This window comes from Humibacter ginsengisoli, assembly GCF_054780095.1.
In genome coordinates this window covers 180,641-206,242 of sequence record NZ_BAAGWZ010000011.1, presented here as the reverse complement: position 1 = coordinate 206,242, position 25,602 = coordinate 180,641, and the positions used below count along the sequence as shown (strand labels likewise).

At 67.3% G+C, this 25,602-nt stretch carries 24 protein-coding genes; 17 read left to right on the top strand and 7 right to left on the bottom strand.

The features are described from left to right. Positions 1-510 precede the first annotated feature (510 nt). A complete protein-coding gene (locus ACYVI5_RS15220) occupies positions 511-1,494 on the top strand; it encodes a cytochrome b/b6 domain-containing protein (RefSeq protein WP_460580953.1) in 984 nt (327 codons plus the stop codon). Here the strand turns inward: ACYVI5_RS15220 and ACYVI5_RS15215 are convergent. After that, entirely contained in the window at positions 1,481-2,074 is a 594-nt protein-coding gene (locus ACYVI5_RS15215; protein WP_460580952.1) for a TetR/AcrR family transcriptional regulator, read from the bottom strand. The two genes, ACYVI5_RS15220 and ACYVI5_RS15215, sit on opposite strands and share 14 nt — an antisense overlap. 119 nt (positions 2,075-2,193) lie before the next feature. Between ACYVI5_RS15215 and ACYVI5_RS15210 the strand changes: the two genes are divergently transcribed. Genes ACYVI5_RS15210 through ACYVI5_RS15175 form a run of 8 tightly spaced genes read left to right on the top strand, consistent with a single transcriptional unit; the run spans position 2,194 to position 10,956 of the window. Next, positions 2,194-3,801, top strand: coding sequence for a carboxyl transferase domain-containing protein (locus ACYVI5_RS15210; RefSeq protein WP_460580951.1), 1,608 nt, complete (start codon positions 2,194-2,196; stop codon positions 3,799-3,801). A 5-nt stretch (positions 3,802-3,806) separates the two neighbouring features. Continuing rightward, entirely contained in the window at positions 3,807-5,831 is a 2,025-nt protein-coding gene (locus ACYVI5_RS15205; protein WP_460580950.1) for an acetyl/propionyl/methylcrotonyl-CoA carboxylase subunit alpha, read from the top strand. Continuing rightward, positions 5,828-6,355: a MaoC family dehydratase gene (locus ACYVI5_RS15200; protein WP_460580949.1), complete on the top strand. Its 528-nt coding sequence runs from the start codon at positions 5,828-5,830 to the stop codon at positions 6,353-6,355. Before ACYVI5_RS15205 ends, ACYVI5_RS15200 begins: the two co-directional genes overlap by 4 nt. Beyond that, positions 6,345-7,193, top strand: coding sequence for an HpcH/HpaI aldolase/citrate lyase family protein (locus ACYVI5_RS15195; RefSeq protein WP_460580948.1), 849 nt, complete (start codon positions 6,345-6,347; stop codon positions 7,191-7,193). The genes ACYVI5_RS15200 and ACYVI5_RS15195 overlap by 11 nt, the downstream gene beginning before the upstream one ends. Before the next feature lie 8 nt (positions 7,194-7,201). Next, the gene (locus ACYVI5_RS15190) at positions 7,202-8,359 is read left to right on the top strand and encodes an acyl-CoA dehydrogenase family protein (protein WP_460580947.1); all 1,158 of its coding nucleotides are present in this window, start codon (positions 7,202-7,204) and stop codon (positions 8,357-8,359) included. 47 nt (positions 8,360-8,406) lie between these two features. Then, positions 8,407-9,303 (top strand): UbiA family prenyltransferase, encoded by an 897-nt coding sequence (locus tag ACYVI5_RS15185; RefSeq protein WP_460580946.1) that lies wholly within the window; start codon positions 8,407-8,409, stop codon positions 9,301-9,303. Beyond that, positions 9,300-10,340 (top strand): sensor histidine kinase, encoded by a 1,041-nt coding sequence (locus ACYVI5_RS15180; protein WP_460580945.1) that lies wholly within the window; start codon positions 9,300-9,302, stop codon positions 10,338-10,340. Before ACYVI5_RS15185 ends, ACYVI5_RS15180 begins: the two co-directional genes overlap by 4 nt. Further along, the gene (locus ACYVI5_RS15175) at positions 10,333-10,956 is read left to right on the top strand and encodes a transcriptional regulator (RefSeq protein WP_460580944.1); all 624 of its coding nucleotides are present in this window, start codon (positions 10,333-10,335) and stop codon (positions 10,954-10,956) included. The genes ACYVI5_RS15180 and ACYVI5_RS15175 overlap by 8 nt, the downstream gene beginning before the upstream one ends. A gap of 88 nt (positions 10,957-11,044) precedes the next feature. On the opposite strand, the gene ACYVI5_RS15170 is transcribed toward ACYVI5_RS15175, so the two are convergent. The 3 genes from ACYVI5_RS15170 to ACYVI5_RS15160 all read right to left on the bottom strand — a co-directional run bounded on the left by ACYVI5_RS15170 (position 11,045) and on the right by ACYVI5_RS15160 (position 13,121). After that, a complete protein-coding gene (locus ACYVI5_RS15170; RefSeq protein WP_460536186.1) occupies positions 11,045-11,329 on the bottom strand; it encodes a Fe-S cluster assembly protein HesB in 285 nt (94 codons plus the stop codon). A 145-nt stretch (positions 11,330-11,474) separates the two neighbouring features. Further along, the gene (locus tag ACYVI5_RS15165; protein WP_460580943.1) at positions 11,475-12,395 is read right to left on the bottom strand and encodes an SGNH/GDSL hydrolase family protein; all 921 of its coding nucleotides are present in this window, start codon (positions 12,393-12,395) and stop codon (positions 11,475-11,477) included. 204 nt (positions 12,396-12,599) lie between these two features. After that, positions 12,600-13,121: a hypothetical protein gene (locus ACYVI5_RS15160; protein ID WP_460580942.1), complete on the bottom strand. Its 522-nt coding sequence runs from the start codon at positions 13,119-13,121 to the stop codon at positions 12,600-12,602. Between the two features lie 106 nt (positions 13,122-13,227). Here ACYVI5_RS15160 and ACYVI5_RS15155 point away from each other — a divergent pair, with 106 nt between their 5' ends. Both ACYVI5_RS15155 and ACYVI5_RS15150 read left to right on the top strand, forming a co-directional pair. After that, positions 13,228-14,325: a Dyp-type peroxidase gene (locus tag ACYVI5_RS15155; protein ID WP_460580941.1), complete on the top strand. Its 1,098-nt coding sequence runs from the start codon at positions 13,228-13,230 to the stop codon at positions 14,323-14,325. Then, positions 14,322-15,131 carry a bacteriocin gene (locus ACYVI5_RS15150; protein WP_460580940.1) on the top strand — a complete coding sequence of 270 codons (810 nt, stop codon included), beginning with the start codon at positions 14,322-14,324 and terminating at the stop codon, positions 15,129-15,131. The genes ACYVI5_RS15155 and ACYVI5_RS15150 overlap by 4 nt, the downstream gene beginning before the upstream one ends. 95 nt (positions 15,132-15,226) lie before the next feature. Here ACYVI5_RS15150 and ACYVI5_RS15145 read toward each other — a convergent pair whose 3' ends face one another. The 3 genes from ACYVI5_RS15145 to ACYVI5_RS15135 form a co-directional block, all read right to left on the bottom strand. Further along, positions 15,227-15,496, bottom strand: coding sequence for a hypothetical protein (locus ACYVI5_RS15145; protein WP_460536195.1), 270 nt, complete (start codon positions 15,494-15,496; stop codon positions 15,227-15,229). Positions 15,497-16,199: 703 nt separating this feature from the next. After that, positions 16,200-17,108: an SMP-30/gluconolactonase/LRE family protein gene (locus ACYVI5_RS15140; protein ID WP_460580939.1), complete on the bottom strand. Its 909-nt coding sequence runs from the start codon at positions 17,106-17,108 to the stop codon at positions 16,200-16,202. 34 nt (positions 17,109-17,142) lie between these two features. Further along, positions 17,143-17,982: a ribokinase gene (locus tag ACYVI5_RS15135; RefSeq protein WP_460580938.1), complete on the bottom strand. Its 840-nt coding sequence runs from the start codon at positions 17,980-17,982 to the stop codon at positions 17,143-17,145. A 196-nt stretch (positions 17,983-18,178) separates the two neighbouring features. Here ACYVI5_RS15135 and ACYVI5_RS15130 point away from each other — a divergent pair, with 196 nt between their 5' ends. The 6 genes from ACYVI5_RS15130 (at position 18,179) to ACYVI5_RS15105 (ending at position 25,600) form a co-directional block, all read left to right on the top strand. After that, positions 18,179-19,213, top strand: coding sequence for a zinc-dependent alcohol dehydrogenase family protein (locus ACYVI5_RS15130; protein WP_460536202.1), 1,035 nt, complete (start codon positions 18,179-18,181; stop codon positions 19,211-19,213). Beyond that, positions 19,210-19,875, top strand: coding sequence for a DUF2291 family protein (locus tag ACYVI5_RS15125; RefSeq protein WP_460536204.1), 666 nt, complete (start codon positions 19,210-19,212; stop codon positions 19,873-19,875). Before ACYVI5_RS15130 ends, ACYVI5_RS15125 begins: the two co-directional genes overlap by 4 nt. A 4-nt stretch (positions 19,876-19,879) precedes the next feature. Then, positions 19,880-21,427 (top strand): sugar ABC transporter ATP-binding protein, encoded by a 1,548-nt coding sequence (locus ACYVI5_RS15120; RefSeq protein WP_460580937.1) that lies wholly within the window; start codon positions 19,880-19,882, stop codon positions 21,425-21,427. Between the two features lie 24 nt (positions 21,428-21,451). Beyond that, positions 21,452-22,579, top strand: a complete 1,128-nt coding sequence (locus ACYVI5_RS15115; protein ID WP_460536208.1) for an ABC transporter permease — start codon at positions 21,452-21,454, stop codon at positions 22,577-22,579. Between the two features lie 77 nt (positions 22,580-22,656). Further along, positions 22,657-23,634 (top strand): D-ribose ABC transporter substrate-binding protein, encoded by a 978-nt coding sequence (locus ACYVI5_RS15110; RefSeq protein ID WP_460536210.1) that lies wholly within the window; start codon positions 22,657-22,659, stop codon positions 23,632-23,634. A 151-nt stretch (positions 23,635-23,785) separates the two neighbouring features. Then, positions 23,786-25,600: a dihydroxyacetone kinase family protein gene (locus tag ACYVI5_RS15105; RefSeq protein ID WP_460580936.1), complete on the top strand. Its 1,815-nt coding sequence runs from the start codon at positions 23,786-23,788 to the stop codon at positions 25,598-25,600. The last annotated feature ends 2 nt before the right edge of the window (positions 25,601-25,602 follow it).

The following is a 25,602-nucleotide window of genomic DNA, read 5'->3' as shown; positions in this document are numbered from 1 at the left end:
TGGCCGCCCGTCGCCGCCGCGCAGCTCGCCGAGACGTCGGCGGATGAGTCGTCCGACGGGGCGCCAATCCCTGACGTGGTCGGCCGGAAAACGAACGATCGGCCGCATGAGGAAGCGATTTCGCGTCCGGCGGATCGTCCGAATTCCGGCGCATCGTCCGACGCGAAGCCGCCCGCCATGCGCCGGGGGCTGCCCCGTCGTCCGGGGGCTGGCGAAACGGCCGAACCAGAAGGCACCACGCAGTCGTCCCCGGCTGCCAGGCCGTCCGCACCCGCGCAGCCTCCGGCTGCCGGGCCGTCCGAGCCGCCGGCATCCTCGCCGCCCCCGGCCGCCGGACCGCCCGCATCCTCGCAGCCGCCACATCGCCGGTCGTCGCTGCCCCGTACCGGCATCCCGAAGGCGGCGGGCACTGCGGCACCCAGCGCAGAGGCCAAGCCGCAACCGCAAGCGCCGACCCCCGCGGCACCTCCTCCCGCCGCTCGCGTGCCCGCCGCCGCACCCCGCACGCCCATGTCCGCTCACCCGGCATCCACCGCCGCCCGCACGGCGACACCCGCTCGCCCGGCATCCTCCACGGCCACAGACCCCCGCACGCTCGGCGCCTTCACCCCGGCGCAGTGGGTCGGAGTCGCGGTCATCCTCGCGCTCGCGATCGTCGGCCTCGTGACGGTCGTCGTGCTCGCCGTGCGCTGGTTCCTCGGGCTCGACTTCATGCGCGACTTCGTGCGCACCTATCCGGGGCAGTACGCGCTGCCGAACGGCGCTCCGATCGGGTTCCCGGCGTGGGTGGGCTGGCAGCACTTCTTCAACGCCTTCCTGATCGTGCTCATCATCCGCACCGGCCTGACGGTTCGTCGCGACAAGCGCCCGAACGCCTTCTGGACCTCGAAGCGCAACCCGAAGCACAAGATCAGCCTCAACCTCTGGCTGCATCAGGGGCTGGATGTGCTGTGGCTGGTCAACGGGGCGGTCTTCGTCGTGCTGCTGTTCAGCACGGGACAGTGGATGCGACTGGTTCCCACGGACTGGTCAGTGTTCCCGAACGCGATCACCGCCGCGCTGAAGTACGCATCGCTGAACTGGCCGACCGACGACGGATGGGTCAACTTCAACTCACTGCAGGAGCTGGCCTACTTCGTGACCGTGTTCATCGCCGCGCCGCTCGCCGCGATCACCGGCGTGCGCATGTCAGGCGTGTGGCCGAAGGGCGCGAAGCGGCTCAACTCGGCCTACCCCGTGGAGTGGGCGCGTGCCGTGCACTTCCCGGTGATGATCTACTTCGTGGCGTTCATCATCGTGCACGTCGCGCTCGTGTTCGCCACCGGTGCGCTGCGCAACCTCAACCACATGTACGGCGGGCAGGATGCCGTCAACTGGGCCGGGTTCTGGATCTTCGTGCTGTCGCTCGTGGCGATGGCCGCCGGCTGGGTGGCCGCGCGACCGCTCATCGTGGCCCCGATCGCCCGGGTCTTCGGCAAGGTCACCGCTCGCTGACGGGCCCGAGAAGCACCGCGACCGCGGCGCGTTCGAGGATTCCGCGCACATCCACGGAGCGATCGCTCATCGAGTTGTGCGCCGTGGAGTTGAGGATGCCGAACACGGCGTGCATCTGCACCCGGGCATCCGCCCGCGTCAGCCCGGGACGGAGGCGCAGCAGCACGTCGGCCCATCCGTCCAGGTATCGGTTCTGCAGCCGCCGTACGGTGCGGTTCTGTTCCTCGGGGAGGCTCGGCAGCTCCCGGTCCTGGATGCGGATGATGTCGCGCTCGGCCATCGCGAAGTCGAGGTGGAAGTGCACGAGGTTGCGCAGCGTCTCCTCGTCGGGGGTCTGCAGCTCCAGCGTCTTCTCCAGGCCGACGAGCAGGCGTTCGCTCGTGCTCACCAGGATCTCGCCGAGCATTGCCTCCTTGCCGGGGAAGTGCCGGTACAGCGCAGGCCCGCTCAGCCCGACGGCGGAGCCGAGCTCGTCGATCGAGACCGCGTGGAAGCCGCGCCGGGCGAAGAGCCGCACGGCGGCATCCAGATACTTCTGGCGCGTGCGGGCCTTCTCGGTCGCCCGCCAGGTCTGTGCCACGTCTTCCAGGATATGCGCCTGGACAACTCGGTGAACGATCGATAACCTGAAATCAGTTATTGGCCGTTCACTGAATCTTGATCGCCGCATTCTTTTCTCGCGGCCCGGAGACGCTGCCCATGGATGTGCTCACCAGTGCCGCACGGCGCTCGAGTCCCGAGTTCGCCGCCAACGAGCGGGCGCAGCGGGAGCAGGTACGGCTGCTCCGCGAACGGCTCAGCCGGGTTGCGCGCGGCGGCTCCGAGGCGTCGCGGGAGCGTCACGTGGCTCGCGGCAAGCTGCTGCCCAGGGACCGCATCGACCGCTTGCTGGACCGCGGCAGCGCGTTCCTCGAGATCGCGCCGCTCGCGGCGGAGGAGATGTACGACGGCGACGCGCCCGGCGCCGGCCTCATCGCGGGAATCGGGCGCATCCATGGCCGGCTTGTGATGGTGGCGGCGAACGACGCGACGGTCAAGGGCGGCACGTACTACCCGATGACCGTGAAGAAGCACCTGCGAGCTCAGGAGATCGCGCTCGAGAACGAGCTGCCGTGCATCTACCTGGTCGACTCGGGCGGGGCCTTCCTTCCCCGTCAAGACGAGGTGTTCCCCGACCGGGAGCACTTCGGGCGCATCTTCTACAACCAGGCACGGATGTCGGCCCGCGGCATCCCGCAGATCTCCGCCGTTCTCGGCTCCAGCACCGCAGGCGGCGCGTACGTCCCGGCGATGAGCGACGAGACAGTGATCGTGAAGAACCAGGGCACGATCTTCCTCGGCGGACCGCCGCTCGTGAAGGCCGCGACCGGTGAGGTCGTCAGCGCTGAGGATCTCGGCGGCGGGCTCACGCACGCGCGGCTCTCCGGCGTGGTGGACCACCTCGCCGACGACGACGCACACGCCTTGCGCATCGTTCGCGACATCGTCGAGCAGCTGCCGCCGCCGCGGCAACGCGCGTGGAAGGTGGAGCCGGCCGAGGATCCCGCGGTCGATCCCGCTGAACTGTACGGTGTCGTGCCGGTCAGCCTGCAGGAGCCGTACGACGTGCGCGAGGTCATCGCGCGCGTCGTCGACGGCAGCAGGTTCCACGAGTTCAAGCGCGAGTACGGGCGCACCCTGGTGACGGGGTTCGCGCGCATCCACGGGCATCCGGTCGGCATCGTCGCCAACAACGGCGTGCTGTTCGGTGAGTCGGCGCTGAAGGGTGCGCACTTCATCGAGCTGTGCGATCAGCGGCGCATCCCGCTGGTGTTCCTGCAGAACATCACCGGTTTCATGGTGGGTCGCGAGTACGAGGCGACCGGCATCGCGAAGCACGGCGCCAAGATGGTCACCGCGGTCGCGTGCGCGCGGGTACCCAAGCTCACGGTGATCATCGGCGGTTCGTTCGGAGCCGGCAACTACTCGATGAGCGGCCGCGCCTACTCGCCGCGCTTCCTCTGGATGTGGCCCGCCAGCCGCATCTCGGTGATGGGCGGACCCCAGGCCGCCTCGGTGCTCTCCACCATCCGCCGCGACCAGCTGGAGGCCAAGGGCGAGACGCTCTCCGCCGAGGCGGAGGCCGCGCTGAAGGAGCCGGTGGTCGAGCAGTACGAGAAGCAGGGCAGTCCCTATTACTCCACGGCGAGGCTGTGGGACGACGGGGTCATCGATCCCGCCGACACGCGAACCGTGCTGGGGCTGGCGCTCGAGGTCTGCTCCCGCGCCCCGATGGACGACGTCTCGTACGGCGTCTTCAGGATGTGACCGTCATGTTCGACACCGTGCTCATCGCCAATCGCGGCGAGATCGCCTGCAGGGTGATCCGCAGCCTGCGTTCGCTGGGCATCCGTTCGGTCGCGGTCTACAGCGACGCCGACGCGGATGCCCGCCACGTGCGCCTCGCCGACGTCGCCGTCCGCCTCGGGCCGGCTCGCGCCGCCGAGAGCTATCTCTCCACCGAGCGGATCATCGATGCGGCGCGCTCCCAGGGCGCTGACGCGATCCACCCTGGGTACGGGTTCCTCTCCGAGAGCGCCGACTTCGCCAGAGCGTGCGAGGCGGCCGGCATCGTGTTCATCGGTCCTGGCGTCGAGGCGCTGGAGGTGATGGGCGACAAGATCCGGGCCAAGAAGGCGGTCGCAGAGCGCGGTGTTCCGACCGTGCCGGGCATCGCGGAACCCGGGCTCGATGACGAGACCCTCGCCCGTGCGGCGCTCGAGATCGGGTTTCCGGTGCTCATCAAGCCGTCCGCCGGCGGCGGCGGCAAGGGCATGCACCTGGTCGAGCAGGAGAGCGACCTGCTGCAGGCGCTGCAGACGGCGAGGCGCGAGGCATCCTCGTCGTTCGGCGACGACACGCTCTTCATCGAACGTTTCGTGCAGACGCCGCGGCACATCGAGGTGCAGGTGCTTGCGGATGCCCATGGCACGACCGTGCATCTCGGCGAGCGGGAGTGCTCGTTGCAGCGCAGACACCAGAAGGTGATCGAAGAGGCGCCGTCGGCGCTCCTGGATGCCGCGACCAGGGAACGGATCGGCCAGGCGGCCGTCGAGACGGCCCGCAGCGTGGGGTATCGCGGTGCGGGCACGGTCGAGTTCATCGTCTCCGCGGATGCCCCTGACGAGTTCTTCTTCATGGAGATGAACACCCGGCTGCAGGTGGAGCATCCGGTCACCGAGCTGGTCGGTGTGATCGACGGGCGCCGCGGGATCGACCTGGTCGAGCAGCAGCTCCACATCGCGGCGGGGGAGCGGCTCGACTTCGCACAGCACGACGTGACGCTGGCCGGACACGCCGTAGAGGCTCGGATCTACGCCGAAGACCCGCAGCGCGGATTCCTGCCCACCGGCGGGCGCATCCTGCGGCTCGACGAGCCGGCCGGTGACGGCATCCGCGTCGACAGTGCGCTGATCGAGGGGCTCACCGTCACCTCGGACTACGACCCGATGATGGCGAAGCTCATCGCGTGGGCGCCCGATCGTGCCACGGCTCTGGAGCGGCTGGATGCCGCGCTCGGCAGGTTCGTGACCCTCGGCGTCGACTCCAACGTGGAGTTCCTGCGGCTGCTGGTGAACGACCCCGACGTGCGCGCCGGACGTCTCGACACCGAGCTGATCGAGCGCAGGCTCGACGGCCTGCGGTTCCGGGCCGTCGACGATGAGGTGCTGCTGGCGGCAGCGCTGGTGTTGCATTCGCTGGCGTGCACGGCGGCGGGGCATGGCCCGTGGGACGTACCGTCCGGCTGGCGGCTGGGGGAGCATGCACCGTCCCGCTACGCGCTGGGGTCACACGGGCAGCAGCACGCGGTCGATGTGCTGATCACCGGCGCACCCGATGCTGCTCGCGTCGCGGTAGGGGACGAGGAGCCGGTCGAGGCATCCGTCGAACTCGAGCGCGATGTCGCGAGGGTTCGTGCCTGCGGGGCCACGCGGCAGTACCGCTTCGCCGTGGACGGCGCCAGCGTGCTGCTGTTCCAGGACGGGGCATCCTTCACGCTTGTGCAGCGGGAGGCGGTGTCCGATGCCGCCGACGACGAGGCCTCGAACCCGGAGCTGCGTTCGCCCATGCCCGGCACGGTCACGGTGATCGCCGTGGACGACGACGTGGTCGTCGCCGAGGGTGACCCGGTGCTGATCGTGGAGGCGATGAAGATGGAGCACGTGCTGCGGGCGCCCCACGCCGGCACGGTGTCGCTGCGGGTCGCCGTCGGCGACCAGGTGACCGGCGACCAGGTCGTCGCGGTGGTGGCGATGGCGGGCGACGGCGCGACCGGCAATGAACAGGAGCTCTCGTGAGTGAGGAACGACGCATCCAGCAGCGCGGGCTGTACTTCGAGGAGTTCGAGGAGGGCTCGGTCTACGTGCACGCGCCGGGGCGCACCGTGACCGAGGCCGACAACGTGCTGTTCACCACCCTCACCATGAACATGCAGTCGCTGCACCTGGATGCCGCATGGTCGGCGTCCACGGAGTTCGGCGAGCGGCTGATCAACAGCATGTTCACGCTCTCGACCCTTGTCGGCATGTCGGTGGCGCAGCTCACGCAGGGCACCATCGTGGCCAACCTCGGCTTCGCCGACATCCGCTTCCCGAGTCCCATGCGCGCCGGGGACACGTTGTATGCCGAGACGCGCATACGTTCCAAGCGACTCTCCAAGAGCCGCCCAGGGCAGGGCATCGTCGAGTTCGAGCACACCGGCCGCAATCAGCGCGGCGAGGTCGTCGCGGTGGCTGTGCGGTCGACGCTCATGCTGTGTCGACCGGAGTCGCCGGAGAACGCTGAGGCACTTCACGAAGGCGGGGCGGCCGATGAACGCTGAGCTTCCGCTGCCGGGGCCGGCCCTTTTGTTCTGCCCGGCCGATCGGCCCTACCGGTACGCGAAGGCGGCGGCAGCGGCCGACACGGTCATCCTCGACCTCGAGGATGCGGTCGCGCGCGACGGGAAGGATGCCGCCCGTCGCGCGCTTCTCACCGCCACGTCGGCGGGTCTGCGCCCGGAGACCACGATCGTGCGCGTGAACGCGAGCGACACCGGCGAGCAGGAGGCGGACATCCGTGCGGTGCTCGACACACCCTTCCGCACGCTGATGCTGCCGAAGGCGGAGAGCCCCGAGCAGGTGGAGGCGCTTACGGCGGCGATTCCCGACGTGCGCGTCGTCGCACTCTGCGAGAGCCCGCTCGGCATCGTGCGTGCGGAGGACCTTGCGGCGTGTGACGCGGTGGTCGCGCTGACCTGGGGCGCCGAAGACCTGGCTGCCGCGATCGGCGGCACGTCCAGCCGGCGAGCCGACGGCCGGTACCGCGACGTGGCACGCCACGCGCGGGCCCGCGTGCTGATCGCGGCGGCCGCGTTCGGCAAGCCTGCGTACGACACCGTGCACCTGGACATCGCCGACGAAGAGGGACTGGCCGAGGAGGCGGCGGATGCCTACAGCTCCGGATTCGCCGGCGCACTGTGCATCCATCCACGTCAGGTAGCCGTGCTGCGGCGTGCGTTCGCGCCCTCCGCCGACGCTGTCGCGTGGGCGCTCGAGGTGATGGACGCGGCGAACGCGTCCGAGAACGGCGTGTTCACAGTGCGTGGACGCATGGTCGACGAGCCGTTGATGCGGCAGGCCCGGAGCATCCTGACCGCCGCACACAACCATGAGGAATGAGAGAGAACATGCCTGAGCCGTTGATGGCCGAGCTGCCCGAGGAGTACCGCGAGCTGGCAGCCCATGTGCGCGAGTTCGCGCGCGAAGTGGTCGAACCGGTTTCGGCGAAGCACGACGAGGAACACAGCTTTCCGTACGAGGTCGTGGCCCAGATGGCCGAGCTCGGTCTCTTCGGCATGCCGTTCCCCGAGGAGTACGGCGGCATGGGCAGCGACTACTTCGCGTTGTGCCTGGCCATCGAGGAGCTTGCCGTCTACGACCAGAGCGTGGCGATCACACTCGAGGCCGGAGTCTCGCTCGGTGCGATGCCCATCTACCGGTTCGGCACAGAGGAGCAGAAGCAGACCTGGCTTCCACCGCTTGCCGCCGGCACCTCGCTCGGCGGCTTCGGGCTCACGGAGCCGGGCGGCGGCAGCGACGCAGGCGCCACGCGCACGACGGCGCGCGAAGACGGCGACGAGTGGGTGATCAACGGCAGCAAGCAGTTCATCACCAACTCCGGAACCGACATCACCTCGCTCGTGACGGTGACCGCCGTCACGGGCGAGAAGGACGGCAAGAAGGAGATCTCGACGATCATCGTGCCCTCCGGTACGCCCGGGTTCACGGTGGATCCGCCCTACAGCAAGGTGGGATGGAACGCGTCGGACACCCACGGCCTCGCCTTCGACGACGTGCGGGTGCCGCGGGAGAACCTGCTCGGGGAGCGCGGGCGCGGCTACGCGAACTTCCTGCGCATCCTCGACGAGGGCCGCATCGCCGTCGCCGCTCTGGCGGTCGGAGCGGCGCAGGGCTGTGTCGATGAGTCGGTGCGCTACGCGAAGGAGCGCGAGGCGTTCGGCCACGCCATCGGCGCCTACCAGTCGATCGCGTTCACGATCGCGCGCATGCAGGCGCGTGCGCACGTGGCCCGTCAGGCGTACTACAACGCGGCCGCGCTGATGCTTGCGGGGAAGCCGTTCAAGACGCAAGCATCCATCGCGAAGCTCGTCGCCGGCGAAGCCGCCATGGACAACGCGCGCGACGCCACGCAGATCTTCGGCGGCAACGGCTTCATGAACGAGTTCCGGGTGGCACGGCACTACCGCGACTCGAAGATCCTCGAAGTGGGCGAGGGCACCACCGAGGTGCAGCTCATGCTGATCGCGCGCTCGCTGGGCCTGTAGTCGAGGCCGACCTGCGCCGACCCCCGATCGTGCGCCATGATCGTGGCGTGACGATCGATGCGGAGTCGAGACCGGGCGAGGATGCCCGCGGGCTCGGCTGGCGGGTCGTTCCGCTGGTGTTCGCGGAGTGCCGTCCGATCGTGCTCGCGATGTTCGCGCTGCGGTTCGTGGCCGGTGCGGCCATGGGAGGGCCCGGCTGGGGGACGTTGTCTGCGGCGGACGCGGGTCTCCTCGTCGTCGGCGTCGTCTCGTGGGTGGCCGCGACCGGGTTCGTGTACCTGCTGAACGGCGTCTCCGACATCCCCGGCGACCGCCTGAACGGCTCGACGCGACCGCTCGCGAGCGGGCGCCTTCCGGTGCGGGCCGCAATCGGCTGGTGCATCGCTTTCGCGGTGGCGGCCGTCGTGCTGAGCGCGGTCGTCGGGCTCGGCCTGCTGGTGTGCGCGCTGGCGATGCTCGGGTTCGGATGGCTGTACTCGGCCGGCAGGCATGCGGCGAAGCAGCGTGTCTGGTCGGCATCCCTCGTGATCTTCGGCGGCGGAATCGCCACCTACCTGGGCGGTGCGTTCGCCGCAGGGAACGTTCCGGCGCCCGGGACGATCGCCGTCGCCGTGCTCATGGCGGCATGGATGGCCGTGGCCGGCAACACGAAGGACCTCGCCGACGTGGCGGGCGACCGGGTGGCGGGCAGGCGGACGCTTCCGGTGACCCTGGGCATCCGTCCCGCAGCCTGGGCAACTGCGGTGGGATGCTGCGCGGTCGGAGTCGCGGGCCTGTTCGTCCCTTCGGCGCCTGCCCGGATCGTCGCGGCGTGCCTGCTGGCCGCCGCGCTGGCGATGATCGGTATCGCCGCCTATGGTCGTAGCCTCGGAACGAAACGGATGTACGCCGTGTTCATGGTGAGTCAGGTGGTCTCGAATCTGGTGATCGTGGTGCTGATGTGAAGGTCGATCGAAGTCGCCTCGACGACGTCGTGGAGCACGTGTTCGTGCGGGTGCGCGATGGTATGGCGCAGACCGGCAGTGCACTCGTCGCCGACGACCAGGTCGAGGAGGAACTGCACGACCAGGTGCGCTTTCTGATCCGCTCGACATTCGTCGAGCTGGGATTCGTGATCGAGGAGCACGGCAGAGCGCTCGACGACCGCGGAACCGGCGTGGGTCTTGCCAGGGCGGGTCAGCACATCCATCCGTCCGAGAGCCTGCTGGCAGCGCGGTTGCTGTTCACGGTGGGTCTGCCGGCGCTGACCGACGCGGTCGCTGCCGCGGGGCATCCGTTGCCCGGTGATGCGGTGGCACTCACGCTCAGCGGTCAGATCTTCCGCATGATGGGCGCCGCGGCGGTGGCGTACGTCGAGGTGCTGTTCAACCGCATCACCGCGGTGCAACGAGAGGAACGGGCGTCCATCGCGCGCGACCTGCACGACCGGGTGGCGCACACGCTGGCCTCCGGGCTGATGAAGCTGGACCTCGCGCAGACCCAGCCCGGCCCGGGCGGCGCCGCGACCCGCGCGGCCGGCCGTGAGCTCATCGGCCAGGCGCTCGCCGAGGCGCAGACGATCGCCACGGAGCTGCGGCAGATCACGACGTCGCGGTCGCTGATCGAGTCGGTGAACCTCTACCTTGCCGAGGCGGAGGTGCGCGGCATCGACTTCGAGGTTGCGATGTCGGGCGAACCGCGGGTGCTGGCGGATGCGACGCGCGACCAGGTGTTCCTGATCATCCGCGAAGCGCTGCGCAATTCGTTCGCGCACGCGCAGGCAGCGCGGGTCGGAGTGCGATTGCAGTGGGATGCCGAGGGCCTGGCCGTGACCGTGTGGGATGACGGCCGCGGCTTCAGCCCGCTGAGCATCCGTCCTGGAGCCATGGGACTGGTCGGGATGCGCGAGCGTGCAGAGTTGATCGGGTCGACATTCTCGCTCGAGTCGACTCCGGGTTCGGGAACGCGAGTGCTGGTGGAAGTGCCGTATGCCAATGACTGAGTATTCGCGGAGCGCCCCGATCACGGCGGTGCTGATCGATGATCACCGGGTGTTTCTGGATGCCTTCGGCGGTCTGCTCGAGCACGACGGACGCATCGATGTGGTCGGCTCGGCCGCCACCAGTGCCGAGGGCGTCGCCCTCGTCGAGTCGTGCCGGCCGGAGCTCGTCGTTCTCGACGTGGACATCGACGGCACGCCCGTGGAGCACACGCTGCTCAAACTGCGCCGCATCTCCCCGCGGTCGGCCGTGGCGATCGTGACCATGCACAACCACGCACCGCTGAGGGACGCGCTGCTGCGTTCGGGCGCGCGGGCATTCCTCAGCAAGTCGACGTCGGGCGCCGTGCTCATCGACGCTCTGGTCGACGCGGTGATGACGCCGCCGGTGGCGGAGGCGAAGCATCCGGCGCTCAGGGAGAAGGATGCCTTCACGCAGCGAGAGCTGGAGGTGCTGCGGTTGATCAGCCTTGCGCAGTCGAACAAGCAGATCGCCGCTCAGCTCGGCATCGGCGAGGGCACCGTGAAGCGGCACGTGTACGGCTTGTTCCAGAAGCTCGGTGCCACGTCGCGCACGGATGCTGTGCGCAAGGCGGTCGACCAAGGGCTGCTGGGGTGAGAGGCGCTCGTTGAGAACGCGAAGGGCGGGCCACCCTCAGGTGACCCGCCCTTGCGACGCCGGTCGTCGCGCCCGGCGACGCTCGGCGTTACGCCTGCAGCCCGAGCTGGAAGTGCACGGCTCCCTGGTCGTCGAGCTGGGCATCCAGAATCTTGTCGGCCAGCGCCACTGAGGCGTTCTCCTCGACGAAGACGCGCGCGTCGCCGTCGACGATGACCTGGTCGTCGGCCTCCGGCGCGGGCGCGACGGCCACCGAGAAGGTGGTGGCATTCGGGTCCGGACTGCTGATGCGCAGGCCTCCTTCGGGCGAATCGACCGACTGAGTGGTCAGCGTCTTCACGATCGTGGTGGCGTTCTCGGTGAGGGTGAGCATGGGCTCTCCTTCCGGTTGCATTCCTTCGAGTCGGCCACGATTCCGTAGGTGCCGCGCTGCCGCAACCGGTTCGAGCGGATTGTGCGGGGAGACCCAGGTTCGCGCGAGGCGATAGGCAAGGATGCGCGCCGCGGCGCGCGCGGCGCTAGGCAGACGCGGTAGTGACGCCGCGACTGTGCCGCAGGCGCATCCCGGCCCGGCGCGATGCGCGGAAGGCGAGCCAGGCGAGCGGATGCCTGCTGTTCTTGTCGTAGACCCGGTGCGGCACGAATCGCCCGTCGCCCGTCGGGTACCCTGCTGCCGCTCGCACGCTGGGCAGCAGTACTTCGGCTGCGTGCCGGTATCCCCTTGCGGACGGATGCAGGTGGTCCAGCTGCGAGAACATCGTGCCGGGATCTTGGCGGAAGAGCGCGCCGAGCGAGTCGGCCAGTGAGACGGTGCGGGCGCCCGCGCGCAGGGCGACGATCGTCTGGCTGGTGGCCAGCAGGCGGCTGAGCCAGTGCGCGAAGTACCGCAGCGGCTCGAAGAACGGGCGCACCGTTCCCAGGTCGGGGCAGCTGGCGAGCACGACCTGCGCGCCCATGCCGCGGAGCTCGGTGATGGTCGTGCGGAGCGCTCCGAGCGACTCGTTGAGGGGGCGCAGGTGCATCGCATCGTTGGCACCGACGATGATGACCGCGACATCGGGACGCGATGAGAACCCGCGCACAGCGCCCAACTGGACGAGCAGGTCGATCGACTCCGCGCCGACTCTCGCGACGTTCTCCAGCTGCACCGGCCGTTCCGACAGCTCGGCGAGCTCGTTCGCCAGGATCACACCCACGGTTTCGGTCGGATCCTCCGAGCCGTATCCGACGGCCAGGGAATCTCCCATCAGCACCAGGTTCAGCGGCGGCCCCGCGTGCTGCCGCCCGAACAGGCCTCTCGTCGCCTCCGGGTCCTCCGTGCGCGACGGGAGGAGCCGCCCGCGCACCCAGAAACCCTCGGCGACGGTGAGCGCAGCGACGCTCGCGAGCGCCGCGAAGATCGATCCGATTCCCACGGCGGCGAACCGGACAGCAGGCATCCATCGAGCGTGGGAAGGCGGCCGTTCTGCCGTGCGGTTGTGGTCGGTCATCGTGTGTGTCGCAGACATCAAGGGACACCTCGAACGTTACCCGCGGGGCCTTGGGACCGAACGGAATTCCGTGTGGTGGCGCTGTGAGTCGCCGCGCATCGAGTCAGCCGCAGGCGCCGGGTCACCCGGGGTGACGGTTCGCATCAGTGCGCATCAGTGCGCGAGGATGCCGAGCACGATCACGATCACCCCGAGCAGACCCGTGATCACCGCGGCCACGATGCGCCGCCACCAGGAACGACGGTTCCGCAGGGCCACGATGTAGCCGATGATCATCAGCATCGCTATCCCGACGAGCAGCGCGATGTAATAGGCGACGTACTCGTCCATCACGTTCAGTGCAGCCAGCAGGAGGAAGAACGCGGGCAGCAGCATGGCCAGCAGCATCCCGTAGGAATGACGGAGCGACTCGGCGAGCGCTGCTCTGACCGGCACCGGTTCGCCCGTCTTGTCATCGTGCGCGACGACGGCGCGGGCGTAGACGTGGGTTACCCAGAAGACGAGCGTGGTCGCCACGATGAAGCCGAGCACCTCGAGGTCGGTCTCGAACTTCCAGCCGATGGCGGTCAGGGCCGTCACCAGCACGATGCCGTACACCGTGGCTTCGGTGCTGAACGCGTTCATCACGAAGCGCGCTGCCTCGCCCGCCCGTGGTCGGACTGGTTCGTGCCCCATGTGAAGTGAACTTACCTCGGATCGGGCGAACCGTTCCGGTCGATCCTGCGCCCAGAACAGGGACACCGGTGCGGCGGTAATGTGGCAAAGGCGGAAAGGGGCCCGCATGTCGAGCGAACACGGCGATCGGGTGCCGATCGATGCGCAGAGCGTCGACGCCCCGCTCTCGAAGTTCGCCGTGTTCCTCATCGTGACCGTCGGAGCGGATGCCGCGTCGCTCAACACCGTGCGCGACACCATCTCCGGCATCGACGACCTCGTGAAGACGGTCGGATTCCGCGATCTCGGCGCACATCTGTCGTGCGTCGTCGGCATCGGGCGCCTCCTGTGGGACCGCATGGTTCCCGGCATCCGTCCCGCCGAGCTCGAGGTGTTCCCGACCATCCGCGGCGACGTGCACACCGCGGTCTCGACACCCGGCGACCTGCTCTTCCACATCAGGGCCGAGCGCATCGACCTGTGCTTCGAACTCGAGCGACTGCTTCTGGATGCCCTCGGCAGTGCAGTGCGCATCGCTGACGAGACGCAGGGCTTCCGCTACTTCGACGAGCGCGACCTGCTCGGGTTCGTCGACGGCACCGCCAATCCGATCGGCAGCGACCTCGCGCCCACGGCCGTCATCGACGACGAGGATCCGCGCTTCGCCGGCGGAAGCTACGTCGTGGCGCAGAAGTACCTGCACGACATGGATGCCTGGAAGTCGCTCACCGTCGAGCAGCAGGAGGCGGTCATGGGCCGCACGAAGCTCGACAACGTCGAACTGCCCGACAGTACCGAGAACCAGAAGGCGCACAAGACGCTGGCGACGATCGTGGACGAGAACGGCGTCGAGCACGACATCCTTCGCGACAACATGCCGTTCGGCAGGCCCGGGGCCGGCGAGTTCGGCACCTACTTCATCGGGTACTCCGCTCAGCTTTGGGTCACCATGCGCATGATGGAGCGGATGTTCATCGGGGACCCGCCCGGGTTTTACGACAAGCTTCTCGACGTGTCGACTCCGGTGACGGGTGGCACGTTCTTCGTGCCGTCGAACCCGGTGCTGCAGGCGCTCGCCGACCCCTCAGCCCTTGCCGGGACGCTGGGGCTGAGCTCGGGTGGCGATGAGGAGACCGAGGCGTCGAACAACGAAGAGACCGACGGCTCGCTCGGCATCGGGTCGCTGCGCGCTCCCACTGACGAACTGGAAGGGACGGCATCATGACGAACCATCTGCTGCGCGGCCACGCGCCGCTCACCGACGCGACGTGGGCGCTGCTGGATGCCGAGGCATCCGCCCGCCTGCCCGTCGCGCTCGGGGCGCGCAAACTCGTCGACTTTTCCGGACCGCACGGCTGGGAGTACTCGGCGACCAACCTTGGGCGTGTGACAGGCGTGGTCGCGGCACCCGAGGAATCCGTCATCGCCCGAAGCCGCAAAGTGCTGCCGCTGGTGGAGGTGCGAGCGGACTTCACGCTGGACCGGGAAGAGCTCGACGATGCCGATCGCGGTGCGGAGGATGTCGACCTCGGTCCCCTCGACGAGGCCGCGGTTCGTGCCGCTCGAGTGGAGAACTCGGCCGTCTTCAACGGATGGGATGCCGCAGGCATCACGGGCATCGTCGCGGCGTCGCCGCATCGGCCGCTGGTGCACGAGGGCGCTCCGCAGGACTACGACGACGTGGTCACGCAGGCGATCGCGGCGCTGAAGCGCTCAGGAGTCGATGGGCCGTACGCGCTGGCGCTGGGACCGACGCAGTGGACGAGCGTGATCGAGGCGAACGAGGGCGGCGGGTACCCGCTGATCCGGCATCTGCGCGACATCCTCGGCGGTCCTGTCGAGTGGGTTCCTGGCCTCGACGGAGTCGTCGTGCTCAGCCTGCGCGGCGGGGACTTCGTGCTCGAGGTCGGCCAGGATCTCGCGATCGGATACCGCTCGCACGACGCCCAGAGCGTGAGCCTGTACCTCGAGGAGTCGTTCAGCTTCCGCGTGAACACGCCAGAGGCCGCGATCCAGGTCGTCATCGGCTGACGCGGATCCCTCTCCGGAGGGCTGCACCCCGGCCGCTGCCGAAATGTACTCGGCAGCGGCCAGGATGCCTCCAAGGGTGATCGTGTTCATGGCGATCATCGTGGCGGGAGTTTGTGCATGGCGAGCAGCCAGCTCACCTCGCGTTCCCGCCGCTCCCGCTCGAGGCGGTTGCGGCGCGCAATGAGCTCCCATTCCGCGTCTCGGCTGGGACGTTCACGGTGCTCGCGCCTGCTCCACAGCACGAGCGCGAGGCCGACCCGCATGGCGAGGCGGTCGAGCGGACTCGGCGGATGCGAGTTCTGCCTCAGCGAGGCGATCGCCTCGGTCGTCGACGCTCGTTGCTGATCGAGTGTCTGCGTACTCATGGTTCGTTTCCTTAGGTTCTGTTGTCTCGCGGTGACGTCGAACGGCCGTGTACCGGTTCGACGGGTGCCCGCGACGACCCGGTCGTCACGGGGCTCACGCGACTCATCGACGGATGCCGTCAGTCGCGATCTGAAAGGGCGGATACAAGAGACGATGGGTCGCCCGGTAGCGGCACGGAGGCGTTTTCTGCCGCGGGCACGTTCTGCGGTCGGCAGACGTGCGGCGATGGCGGCAGGAGCCGGGCGGCTACCGCTCGTTGTGCACCGGGCCACGAAGTGGCGCGCGTATCGAAACGAAGCAGTCAGCTCTTGATACGCCACCCGCTACGCAGGCGGGTGCCCCACCGTCGGTCGACGACTAGTCGACCGGCGGCAGCGGCGAGCGGTGTGTGCTAGCGGTGCGCCGGCATCAGCAGGCCAGTCCTGTGCCGAGACGACGACCGCGCAGCAAGGCGGCGCCGCGGAACACGAAGGTGTGAGGCTGAGTGTGCGTGATGGTGTGCATCATGACGTTCCCCTTTCGTGTTCCTTGTCTGCTCGAGCGCGACGATGCCGCGCGAGCCGGACTGAGTTGGCCGCCGGATGGGCCTCGGCAAACTTAGCGGTGAATCACAGCTCGGCGCAAGCATCCATGCGGAATCATGCTCCGGCCGTAGCGCGAGGGCCCGCCGGACGAGGCGGAATGCGCTCGAGCGCACCCCGCTCAGAGCCGCTTCGCGCCCTCGACCGTGACGCGGATCGCATACAGTCGCGTGGTCGCCGTGATGTAGAGCGTGTTGCGCTGGAGCCCGCCGAACTCGAGGTTCGCGGCGATCTCCGGCAGGCGGAGCAGACCGAGCAGAGTGCCGTCGGGGTCGTAGACGTGAATGCCCTCGCCTGTCGCGGCCCAGACGCGTCCCTGGTCATCGAGTCGCAGGCCGTCGTAGCCGGCGTCACTGGCAGCGAAGGCTCGCCCGTTGCGCAAGGTGTCGCCGTCGACGTCGAACACGGTGATCGTCCGCAGCTCGCTGTCGCTCACGTAGAGCAGCCGCTCGTCGGGGGAGAAGGCAAGGCCGTTCGGCTGGGTCAGAGCGTCGACGACGACGGTGAGCGAGGCATCCGTGGTGCCGGCGCCCGCTGCCCAGCGGTACACGTTGCGGCTTCCGATCTCCTCGACGCCACGATGCCCCTCGTATTCGGTGAGGATGCCATACGACGGATCGGTGAACCACACCGAGCCGTCGGAACGGGCGACGACATCGTTCGGGCTGTTCAGTGGGAGCCCGCCGTAGGCATCCGCCAGCACCGACGTCGACCCGTCGTGCTCCCTGCGCACGACGCGACGGTGCCCGTGCTGACACTCGACGAACCGACCCTGCGCGTCGACAGTGCGTCCGTTCGCGAAGCCGGCCGGGCTCGCCCACACATCGATGCGGCCGCTCACCTCGTCGTACCGCAGCACGCGATCGTTCGGGATGTCGCTGAACAGCAGGAACCGACCCTGCGGTGAGTAGGCGGGCCCCTCGAGCCAGCGGCCGTCGTCGAAGAGGATGCGCAACTCGGTGTCGCCACGGATGCCGGCGAATCGCTCGTCACGGCTCTCGAACACGGCAGGGATGCGATCGGTCGTCATGCAGCCATTCCATCGCATGTGGGCGAGTTGCGCTTCACGGACCGATGTACCTCTCGAGCAGGTCAAGCTCGGGCTGGGATTCCGCCATCGTGACGGCGGCCGATCCGACGTTGCAGGCAGCCTGAAGCGCCTGCCCGCTCGGCATGCCCGATCCGAGCGCAATGGTCAAAGCAGCACAGAATGCGTCGCCGGCCCCGACGGTGCTCACCGGCGAGACCCTCGGCGACGAAGCACGAGCGACTTCCCGACCGTGCTCCAGGAGTATGGCGCCATCGGCGCCATACGTGACAGCTACACAGCGGCCTTCACGCAGCTCGGGCTGAAGCTGATATTCCGACTCGTTCACCACGATGAGGTCAGCGCGGTCGATGACGGTGGCCGGCAACCGCCCGGCGGGAGCGGCGTTGACGGCGAGAAATCCCGGCACGACGGTAGCCAGAGCGGCAACGATCGCTGGGGGAGCCTCCAACTGCGTCAGCACGATCTCATCGGCGCCGAAGCGGGTCCCATCGAGCGTTATCGCTGAGTTCGCGCCCGGGCAGACGACGATCTGGTTCTCCGCCGCCGCGTCGACGACGATGAGTGCTACTCCGGTCTGGCCATCGGTCGTGCTCACGTCCGTGGTGCTTACCCCGGCGGCGCCGATCACGCGAAGCATCCATGCACCGTCGTCGTCATCGCCGACCGCACCGATGATGCGAGTCGCAGCACCGAGGCGACTCGCGGCGACTGCTTGGTTGGCACCCTTTCCTCCTGGCATGCGGATGAACGACGCGTCGCCGATCGTTTCGCCGGGCCCGGGCAGCCGTGGAGCGTGCGCGATCAGATCGACGTTGATGCTGCCGACTACGGCCACTTGGTGAGGCGCTGGCACGGATCCTCCGAACTATGGTGGCGACCTGCTTGACAGGTTTCGCTCGTCAGCATATGGTGATTTCTCACGTGAAATGATAACAAAATAACGTAAAGATCACACGGGCCTGGCAAGCAGTGCTGGCGGAGGACGGGTGCGATCGGCAATAGCGACGATGTCGCGTTGAGTCAGCGTGGACGAGGCAATGGGAGCAAAGATGCGCGCAGTTGTGTTCGAGTCGGAAGGCCGGCTCTCGCTGGAGGAACGGCCCATGCCGGCTCCTGGCTACAAAGAGGTCTTGATCGAGACCGCCGCGGTGGGAATCTGCGGAACTGACACGCACGTCTTCGACGGCGAATTCGAGGGCACCGTCTTTCCGCTGGTGCCGGGCCACGAAGCGACCGGCACGATCGTCGCCCTAGGAGAGGGCGTCAACGACGGTGCTTTCGACTTTCAGGTCGGTGACCACGTCGCCGTGAACCCCAGCACAACGTGCGGCGAGTGCGAGTTCTGTCTCAACGGGCACTCGAATCTCTGCCCGCAATGGAACGGGCTGGGAGTCGTGGCCTCTGACGGCGCATCCCAGCAGTTCTTCGTTGCGCCGTCGCGCAACGTGTACAAGCTGAAGCCCGAAACGGATCTCTTCGAGGCGGCGCTCATCGAACCGCTCGCCTGCGCGATCCGAGGTTGGGACGTGTTACCCCGTCGTCTAGGCGATCACGTGCTCGTCTTTGGCGCGGGCACGATGGGTCTGCTGATGGCGCAGCTCGCGTCGCGAGCCGGCGCGGCAACGGTGACGATCGTCGATCTCAACAGTGAGCGGCTGAAGACTGCGGAGGCGTGCGGTATCAGCCTCCGGTACAACAGCGCGGACGAGGCCGACCGGGAGAAGTGGGACGTGGTTATCGACTGCACTGGCAACATCCGTGCCATCGAAGATGCTCTCACGAGGGTCAAGCCCGCCGGCTATTTCCAGGATTTCGGTGTGGCACCGGCTGACCGCATGGCTCAGTTCTCGCCGTTCCGTGTGTATCGAGACGAGCTGAGCATCGTCGGGACCATGGCGGTGCTCAACTCGTTCGGACGAGCGGTACAGCTCTTCGAGGGCGGCGCCATCAATGCGAAAGCGATGATCAGCCACTCCTTCACTCTCGACGACTATGAGAAGGCGCTCGAGATGTTCCGCAAGGGCGAGGGGCGAAAGCTGCAGATACGGCCGAACGACATCGAGTCCCGGGTTCTCGTCTCATGACCACCGCAGCCGGAACTCGGACGAAGCGACTCGCGCCGGTCGCGAAGCGCACCATCGGCGGTCTCGTCGTCGTTCTCGTGCTCTTGGCCATGTTCTTCGGTACGAAAATCGTTCCTGCCGATTCCAGCCTCGCGCAGTCGTCGTCAGGCAAGTTCGTCGCCGCCGAGTACGGCAAGTCGCAGTTCCCCAAGCAGCAGGCATACATCAAGAAGCACGCCGTCAGTGTCGCCGTGCTCGAGGCGGCGATCGCCAAGGATCCCGCAGCGGCAGCGAAGAAGTACGGCAAATCTTCGGACGGTGCGACGTACGTCATTCCGATCGAGTTCACCGGCGTGGTCGGTCAGATCCCAGATGCCGGATTCACCCCGATGACGGTGCAGGGATTGCCGCAGGGTACAGCGATCGGACTTCAACTGGGTCCGGCCATCACCGGAACCGACCTTCGCGACGTGACGGGCAACATCCACCTGGGCGACTTCGAAAACCAGATCCAGTTCCAGGACGCCGGCTCGGCGATCAACGACCAGTTGAAGAAGCAGGTGCTCACGAAGGTCGACTCCACCCAGCTGACCGGCAAGACCATCGCGGTGAAGGGCGCTTTCACGCTGGTCAATCCCCAGCAATGGAACGTGACGCCTGCATCCATCACGGTTGAGGGGTGACCAGATGAGTAGCGAGAACGCTGTGCAGAGGCCTGCAGCGGAGAATGCAGTGCTCTCTGCGCGACACATCGTGAAGACGTACGGAGCGACCCGGGCCCTCAAAGGCGTGAACTTCGATGTGCACGCGGGAACTGTCACCACGCTGTTCGGCGAGAACGGTGCAGGCAAATCGACGCTCATGAAGATCCTCGCGGGCGTCGAGCAGCCCACCTCAGGGACGATCCTGCTCGACGGTGAAGCGGTCGTCTTCGCTGACACGAACGATGCGAGGGCCAAGGGTATCTCGATCATTCACCAGGAGTTGAGCCTGGCTCCGAACCTTACGGTGCGCGACAACCTGTTCATGGGGCGGGAGCTGCGCAACGCGCTCGGCGCCGTGGACTATCGCGAGGAGGAGCGGCAAAGCCGTGCGGTCCTTTCCGAGCTCTCCAACGAGATCGAGCCCCTGATGCTGGTCTCCGATCTCCGGCTGGGGCAGCAGCAGCTCGTCGAGATCGCGCGTGCCCTGTTGGCAGACTCGCGCATCCTGATCATGGACGAGCCCACGTCCGCCCTGTCTGCTACCGAGGTCGACGTCCTGTTCCACGTGATCGACGACCTCACCTCGCGCGGGGTCTCGATCGTCTACATCTCCCACCATCTCGAAGAGGCGCTGCAGATCACCGACTACGCGGTCGTGCTCCGGGACGGCACGATGACGGCGACTGCGCTGGCCAAAGACATCGATCTGGAATGGATCGTGCGGCACATGGTCGGCGACGACTTCGACCTGGGTTCCCCGCCCTCCGGCTACGACTTCGGTGACGTCGCGCTCTCCATCGTGGATGTGAGTGTCGCAGACCCGAGAGACCCGAACCGCCTTCTAGTCGATCACCTTTCGCTCGATGTACGCGAAGGCGAGATCGTGTGCCTCTACGGGCTGATGGGGGCCGGCCGCACCGAGCTGATGGAGGCAGTGGCGGGACGCATTCCCTTGGCCGGCGGCGAGGTGAAGCTCAAGCAACACGAGGTCTCGAAGCTGACGCTTCGAGAACGCCTCGCCGAGGGACTAGGACTCGTGCCGGAGGATCGGCAGCGTGACGGCCTCGTGCAGACCATGACGGTCGGGCAGAACCTCTCCCTGTCCAGCCTGAGCGGATTCGTGCGCGGCCTGTTCATCTCACGGTCCGCTGAGCGCAAGCACGTCAACGAGGCGATCCAGGACGTCCGCGTGAAGACCGCCGGCGGCGCCGCGATGATCGGCTCGCTCTCCGGAGGGAACCAGCAGAAGGTCGTGATCGGAAAGATCGTATCGACCGGACCAGACGTGCTACTGCTCGACGAGCCCAGCAGAGGAATCGATGTCGGAGCGAAAGCGGAAGTCTTCCGCCTCATCGCTGGCCGTGCTCGTGCGGGTCTCGCGGTCATCTACTCCACGAGCGAGGTCGGTGAGTGCCTGAGCATCGCGCATCGGATCGTCGTGTTGCGCCGCGGCCGGATCGCGGCCGAATTCCCACCCACCGTACGCAAAGAAGACATCATGGCCAGCTCCGGTGAAGCAGTCGCGGCCTGAGAACGAGGACCAAGGAACATACTCATGACCGATTCAACGGTGAGGACTCGCAGACGCAATCCGCTTGCTGGGTTGTCGTTCGGAGCGATGTTGCTCGAAGCCAGAGCATTCCTGGCACTCATTGTCATCTTCGCGATCTTCTCGCTCCTGGCGCCGACCGCCTTCCCCACCCTGTCGAACATCGTCGTGATGTGCCAGCAGGTTTCGGTGTACGCGATCCTGTCCATAGGGATGCTCGTGGTCATCCTCGACGGCGGCATCGACCTATCCGTCGGTTCCACCCTCGGCCTGGCCGGCATGGTTGCCGGGCTCTGCATGCAGGGGATCAAGTTCGGCAGCGTGGTCCTGTACCCGTCCGTGTGGGTCGTCGTGATCATCGCAGTCGCGACCGGTGCCCTGGTCGGGCTGGTCAACGGCATCCTCGTCGCCAGGCTCAACGTGGCGCCCTTCGTGGCCACTCTGGGCATGCTTTACGTGGTTCGGGGTCTCGCCGAGCTGTCTACCAACGGCCTCACGGTCAACAACCTCGACGGCAAGCCGGAGCTCGGCAACACCGGATTCGACTGGCTCGGATTCAACTCGCTTCTCGGCATCCCGATCGGTGTCTGGGTGCTCCTTGTCGTCGGCATCGCCGCGAGTCTCTTGCTGAACCGTACGGTGTACGGCCGATGGCTCTACGCATCGGGCGGGAACATGCGCGCCGCCGAGCTCTCCGGCGTGCCGGTGCGGAAGGTCAAGGTGCGGGCATACGTCATCTCGGGCGTGTGCGCCGCCATCGCCGGCGTCATTCTGACAAGCGAGCTCACCTCTGCCGGGCCAACCCAGGGTACGTCGTATGAGCTGACGGCCATTGCGGCCGTCGTGATCGGCGGGGCCGCACTCACCGGCGGGCGCGGCACAGTGCGCGGCACACTGCTCGGTGCATTCGTGATCGGCTTCCTCGCTGCAGGCCTCACCATCGTGGGTGTCTCGGCGTATGTGCAGACCGTATTCACCGGCGCAGTGATCGTGCTGGCCGTACTCCTCAACGGGATTCAGTACCGTCGACGCCGCTCCGCTGCGAAATCGGAGACTCCGGCGCCTCCACCAGCTTCCTCGGAGCCGACCGGCGACATGACCGCCAGGTCGGCCGCCGAGGAAACCGTCGCCTGACGGCGGCACTCGTCCCGCACACACAGGACGAATCCATACAGCAATCGAGCACAGCTCAAAAGCGCAAAGGAAACCATATGTCCCGCAAAGCTATCGCGGCAGCGTTGGCGCTCGGCATCGCGGCACTCGCATTGACAGGGTGTTCGGGATCCGGGACCGGGTCCAACTCCACTGGATCGGGTAAAGCCGGCGGTCTCATCACCATCGTGGTGAACGACCCTTCGAATCCGTACTGGCTTACGGAGGGAAACGTCGCCAAGCAGGAAGCCACAGACCTTGGGTACAAGGCCAGCGTTCAGGCATCCAAGGGTGATGTGAACACCGAATCGAACATCATCGACACGGCCATCGCCAATCACTCTGCCGGCATCATCCTCGACCCCGCCAATGCCAGCGGCTCGATCGGTAACATCAAGCGGGCCATGAAGGCGAAGATTCCGGTGTTCCTCGTCAACGCCGAGATCAACCAGACCGGTGTCGCACTCGGTCAGCTCGTATCGAACAACGCGCAGGGTGCGGCGATCGGCGCGCAGCAATGGATCAAGGCTGCCGGCACCAAGGGAAACTACGCAGAGCTCTACGGCCTGCCGTCTGACAACAATGCGGCCACGCGTGCGAACGGCTACCAGAGCGTCATCTCGCAGTACCCCGGATGGGTGAAGGCTGCGCAGCAGACCGCCAACTGGGATCGCGCTCTCGGTCAGCAGAAGATGCAGTCGATCCTGCAGGCACACCCCGACGTGAATGCCGTGATCTCAGGCAACGACGAGATGGCGCTGGGTGCGATCGCTGCCCTCAAGCAAGCCGGGAAGACCGGCGTGGTTGTCGGAGGCTTCGACGGATCTCCCGATGCTGTCTCCGCGATCAAGTCTGGCGACCTTGCGTACACAGTGCTCCAGCCGGTCGCGACCTTCGCGAAGAAGGCTGTGCAAGAACTGGATGCGTACATCAAGCACGGCACGAAGCCGAAGGAGGAGAAGCAGTCGTTCGACTGCATCCTCATCACGAAGGCCAACGTCGACAAGATGACGGGGCCTTTCACCTACTCCGGTTAGCCCCAGAGCGCGCCATCGGTCGCGCGCGGGGCGGACGATCCCGTTCGTTCGCCCCGCGTGCCGGCCATCATCGATCGACCAGGTCCACGTGCCCGCCTCGCGAATCGAGGCGGCGAAACGAGCGGCCAACTCCTCGAGACAAGAGAGGCACATGAGCCACGTAGTCAACGACCCAGCGGAATTCGCCGAGGAGGCCCTACGCGGGTTCGTCGCGGCCAATCGCAGTCTGATCGCGCGTGTGCCGGGTGGAGTCTCCCGCCGAAGCGGCCCGGCGCCTGGTGTCGCTGTGGTGATCGGCGGCGGCTCGGGCCATTATCCGGCCTTCGCTGGATTCGTAGGCGCGGGCCTCGCGCACGCGGCAGCCCTGGGGAACGTCTTCGCCTCGCCGAGCGCAGAGCAGGTGTACGAGGTCGCCCGATCGGTCGCGGGTCCTGCCGGCGTTCTGCTCAGCTACGGGAACTACGCAGGTGACGTCCTCAACTTCGACGAAGCGCAACGCAGACTCCTCGCCGAAGGGGTCCCGTGCGTCACCGTAAGAGTCACTGACGACATCTTCAGCGGCGGCGCGCACGACCGCGAAAAGCGTCGTGGCATAGCAGGCGACCTCGCAGTCTTCAAGGCGGCAGCATGGGCCGCAGAGCAGGGTCTCAGTCTGGACGAGACTGCAGCGCTTGCGGCTCGTGCGAACGATCGCACCCGAACGATCGGCGTGGCCTTCTCCGGCTGCACGCTTCCGGGCGCGGACGAGCCGCTTTTCACGATCGCACCCGGCCACATGGCGGTCGGTATGGGCATCCACGGTGAGCCTGGCATCGAGACGCTGCCACTGCCCGACGCGGGGCGGCTTGCTGAACTGCTCGTGAGCCGCCTGCTCGCTGAACGACCCATGGACGGTGCTGACCGGGTCGCCGTGATCGTGAATGGACTCGGCTCGGTCAAATCTGAGGAGCTGTTCCTGCTCTACGGGATGATCGAGGATCACGTCGAACGTGCCGGACTCACCGTTGTCGAGCCCGAAGTGGGTGAGTTCGCGACGAGCTTTGAGATGGCGGGCGTCTCGCTCACGCTGATGTGGCTCGATGATGAGTTGGAGGCGGCTTGGAAGGCGCCCGCCTACGCCCCTGGTTACCGCAAGGGCACGGTAACGCCCGTGGCGAAAGAGCCGGCGTCCGAAGCCACGGCCTCGGCTGATGCTCCGGCCCTTCCGGAGTCCAGTGCCGAGTCCCGCCGAGTAGCGGCGTGCGTGTGCGAAGCGCTTACGGCAATACGCGACGTCATCGACCGCGAAGCTGATGAGCTGGGACGGCTGGATGCCGTCGCCGGAGACGGCGATCATGGAATCGGCATGCAACGTGGCGCACGGGCAGCCGTCGGAGCGGCCATGGAGACGCGTGAGGCGGGCGGAGGGGCCGGAACCGTGCTCGTATGCGCCGGCAACGCCTGGGCGAACCGGGCCGGTGGTACGTCGGGCGCACTGTGGGGCGCCGCTCTCCGCGCGGCAGGCGAGCGGATCGGCGACACCGACGCTCCGTTGACTCGAACGATCGCCGAAGCGGTGCAGGAAGCTCGCCGAGTGGTACAGACCATCGGGAAAGCCACGGTCGGAGACAAGACACTGGTGGACGCGCTCGTTCCGTTCGCGAGCACTCTCACAGACCGTGCACGTCTTGGCGACGACCTGCCAGAAGCCTGGGTCGCTGCCGCGCAGGCGGCATCTGGTGCCGCGGACGCGACGGCGAAGCTGGTTCCCCGTCTAGGCCGGGCGCGCCCGCATGCTGAGAACAGCGTCGGAACGCCTGACCCAGGGGCCGTGTCCTTCGCGCTCGCGATGGCGGCTGTGGCGGAGCTCATCGGAGCTGCCGACGCGCCCGTACCAGATGAATCCGCGCAGCCGACAACGCTCGCGGTCCCGCTAGAGGACTCAGCCGATGGTGGGGCCGGGCCGACCGAGACGAATGAGGGGTGAGA